Raw genomic sequence first — 2668 nt, 5'->3', positions numbered from 1 at the left:
CGACCTATCGTCCCCTTCGAAAACTGCCGGCCCTGCTGCGCCTCTTCCCCTAACAGCCGCACCAACACCCGGCGCCACTCAGGCGGCGCATTTGCAACCATCTCCTCGATCTCCATCAACGAAGCGGGCTCCAGGCTTTCCTGCAGTGCAGCCAGTTCCGCTGCCTGCTGGGCGCGATACCGCGCCTTCGATGCCGCCAGCTCAGCATCACGAACCGCCCGACGCTCCGCTGCCGTCCGACGCTCATCTGCACCGCTCAACCACCAGTACCAGAGGTATCCAAAGACAGCCGCAATCATCACCCCCGCGCCAATCAGCCAATAAGGCTCAGGCACAATCCAGCGGTACGCATAAACCAGCGGCGTGCCGATCAGTGCAGGACGTAAGAGCACGAAAGCAGACCAGAAACTTCCCCTTTCAGGCAACGGAACGCGAACTATCTCAAAAGCCATCGCTTGAATCTCCGCTGATGCTCAATTTCAAGCATCATCGATCTTTCGTGATCTATCGGAATCCTCCCCCATTAACCCCTTCTTGGCAATCGGCTTTCACAACATCTCAAAGTAATGGGGTCATCTCGCCTGCGGCGAGACCGGGCTCTGCTCGCCTTCGGCTCATGGAGCCCCTGCGGGTCTCCACCCTGACGGGCAACGATCCCTTGCCCGGGCGCCCTGCCCTCCTCTCAGCGGGTCTGCAACGATCCTGGAAGGCCCTGCGCTGCGATGAGGCCCCCTGCCCTTCCTTTACACCTTAACGGCGTTCCTGGCCCACGCACAGCGCCAGTACCGGCCTACTCGATCCGCTCCATCGATTTGCATCGCAGGTTTTGGGACAATCTTCGCACCGTTACCGACCTTCGCCCGCCCAAACCACTCGACTGAACAGGGGTAAACACTCATGCGACACATGCTCACCTCCGCCGCCCATCTCGGCACCGGCCTTGCCATCGCTATGCTCGCCCTCGCAGCGACGCCTGCCGCTGCCCAAAAATTGGGCAAGGGCGGTATCGGCATCGACGAAACCTCAGAGGTTCCGCGCTGCGACGTGCCGCTCGGCACCATCGCGCTTGTCGAGGATCGCACCGCCGCGCCGAGCGAGGACGATATCCCGGCAGGGCTTCGCGCCATGATCCGCATGGCCGAGACGCAGAATGGCGGATCACAGAAGATCGATCCGCTGCCGCTGCTCAAGCTGCTGACCTCGCAGTCCAACTGCTTCCAGGTCCTCGATCGCGGCGAAGGCTTCGACGCTCTTCAGCGCGAGCGCGCGCTTGCCGCGGGCGGCACCGTGGCGAACGGCAATACGCAGGCAACGCTGCTCGCGGCCGACTACCTGCTGACCGCGCGCGTGCTCTATTCCGATGGCAATGCCGGGGGCAGCGGCGGCGGACTTGGCACAATGTTTCCCGGCGCGATCGGCTTCAAGTCGAAGAAGCTGGAGAGCCAGACCATGCTCACCCTCGTCGAGGTGAAGACCGGTCTGCAGAAGGCCGTCGCCACCGGCAGCGCGCGGAAAAAGGATATTTCCATCATCGGCGGCGCACTGACCGGCTCGGGGATCGGGGCGCTGGGCGGCGGTTACACCAGCACCGATATGGGCAAGATCACTTCCTTTGCCCTCCTCGATGCTTTCCGCAAGCTCACCCGCGACGCACAGGGGCGCATCGCCCCTCCCGCCCCGGCATCAGCGGCCCCCGCCCCTCTTGCGCCTCCAGCGGCGCCCGTAGCGGCTCCTGCGGCCTCCACCGGCGCGACGCCGGCGACAGGAGCATCGGCGCAGTAGGGGGCGAGAGAGAATGGAAGGGAGGGCATGGCGGGAGAATGAGCCCCCTGCCCTTCTTCCCCCCAGCATGGAGCCATGGGTCATGAATCTGCAAACGGATCTGTTCGGCAATGAGCCCCACGAAGACGGGATCGATGATGCCATCGAAGGCACCGGCATTACGCCCGGAGAACCGCTGGCGATGCCCTGCGGCTACCTAGATCGCACCAATACCCGATGTAAACGACTTGCATGGCGGCCCGTCTTGATGAACGGAAAGCAGCTGCACAGCCACGGCCGACCCATGCTCCACTGCGAGATGGCGTGCTTCACCGCCTTCCATGGCAAGCCGGGCGATCCATTGGAGAACCGAGGCGATGAGTGAGACCATAGGACTGACCGGCACGATCGAGACTTCGCCGCGTGGTCCCATGCTGAAGGACACAGACGGGATGTGGTGGCGGTTGATCGGCGAGATCGACACGATCGCTACCGAGGATGACCTCGTGCGCGTCGTCGGCCGCAAGCGCGGCGCTGCCGCCATCGAGATCGATTACCTCGGACCCGTGGCAAGCTGATGCACGGTCCCCGTCACCTTCCCAAGTGCCCCTGCTGCGGCTCTCCGGTCTACGAATGGCGGCGCGGCTCCTTGATCGAGGGGTGCCGTCAGTGCCGCCGCCCCATGGTGCTGATGCGCTATCCGCTGTCCTGGAAGAGCCCGTTGCGCCTCCTTGGCCTGTTCGATATTGCCGCCAGATTTCAGGCATATGCGACGATCGCCGTCGTCGCCCTGTTCGCGCTGGGCGCGCTTTCCCTCCCCGGCCTGGTCAAGGCCATCGCCATCCTGCTCTACGTGATGGGCTCGATCCTGCTTGCAGACGGCGTGTTGGGGGTCATGTCCGTGATC

5 protein-coding genes are annotated in these 2668 nt (G+C 63.7%); 4 read left to right on the top strand and 1 reads right to left on the bottom strand.

Annotated elements, in window-relative coordinates; genetic code table 11:
- On the bottom strand, nt 1-452 hold a 452-nt coding region (locus VMR39_RS27160; RefSeq protein WP_325421105.1), incomplete at its 3' end, for a hypothetical protein.
- Nucleotides 453-897: 445 nt separating this feature from the next.
- Between VMR39_RS27160 and VMR39_RS27155 the strand changes: the two genes are divergently transcribed.
- From VMR39_RS27155 to VMR39_RS27140, 4 genes are all read left to right on the top strand, one after another.
- Nucleotides 898-1782 (top strand): CsgG/HfaB family protein, encoded by an 885-nt coding sequence (locus VMR39_RS27155; RefSeq protein ID WP_325421103.1) that lies wholly within the window; start codon nt 898-900, stop codon nt 1780-1782.
- 82 nt (nt 1783-1864) lie between these two features.
- Nucleotides 1865-2146, top strand: a complete 282-nt coding sequence (locus VMR39_RS27150; protein WP_325421101.1) for a hypothetical protein — start codon at nt 1865-1867, stop codon at nt 2144-2146.
- A complete protein-coding gene (locus VMR39_RS27145) occupies nt 2139-2339 on the top strand; it encodes a DUF5818 domain-containing protein (protein WP_325421099.1) in 201 nt (66 codons plus the stop codon). The genes VMR39_RS27150 and VMR39_RS27145 overlap by 8 nt, the downstream gene beginning before the upstream one ends.
- 104 nt (nt 2340-2443) lie before the next feature.
- On the top strand, nt 2444-2668 hold a 225-nt coding region (locus VMR39_RS27140; protein ID WP_325421097.1), incomplete at its 3' end, for a hypothetical protein.

The sequence above is a fragment of the Sphingobium sp. genome, from assembly GCF_035511395.1.
Lineage (GTDB): Bacteria > Pseudomonadota > Alphaproteobacteria > Sphingomonadales > Sphingomonadaceae > Sphingobium.
Note: the sequence above shows the minus strand (reverse complement) of the source record. Positions and strands in the feature narration are given on the sequence as shown.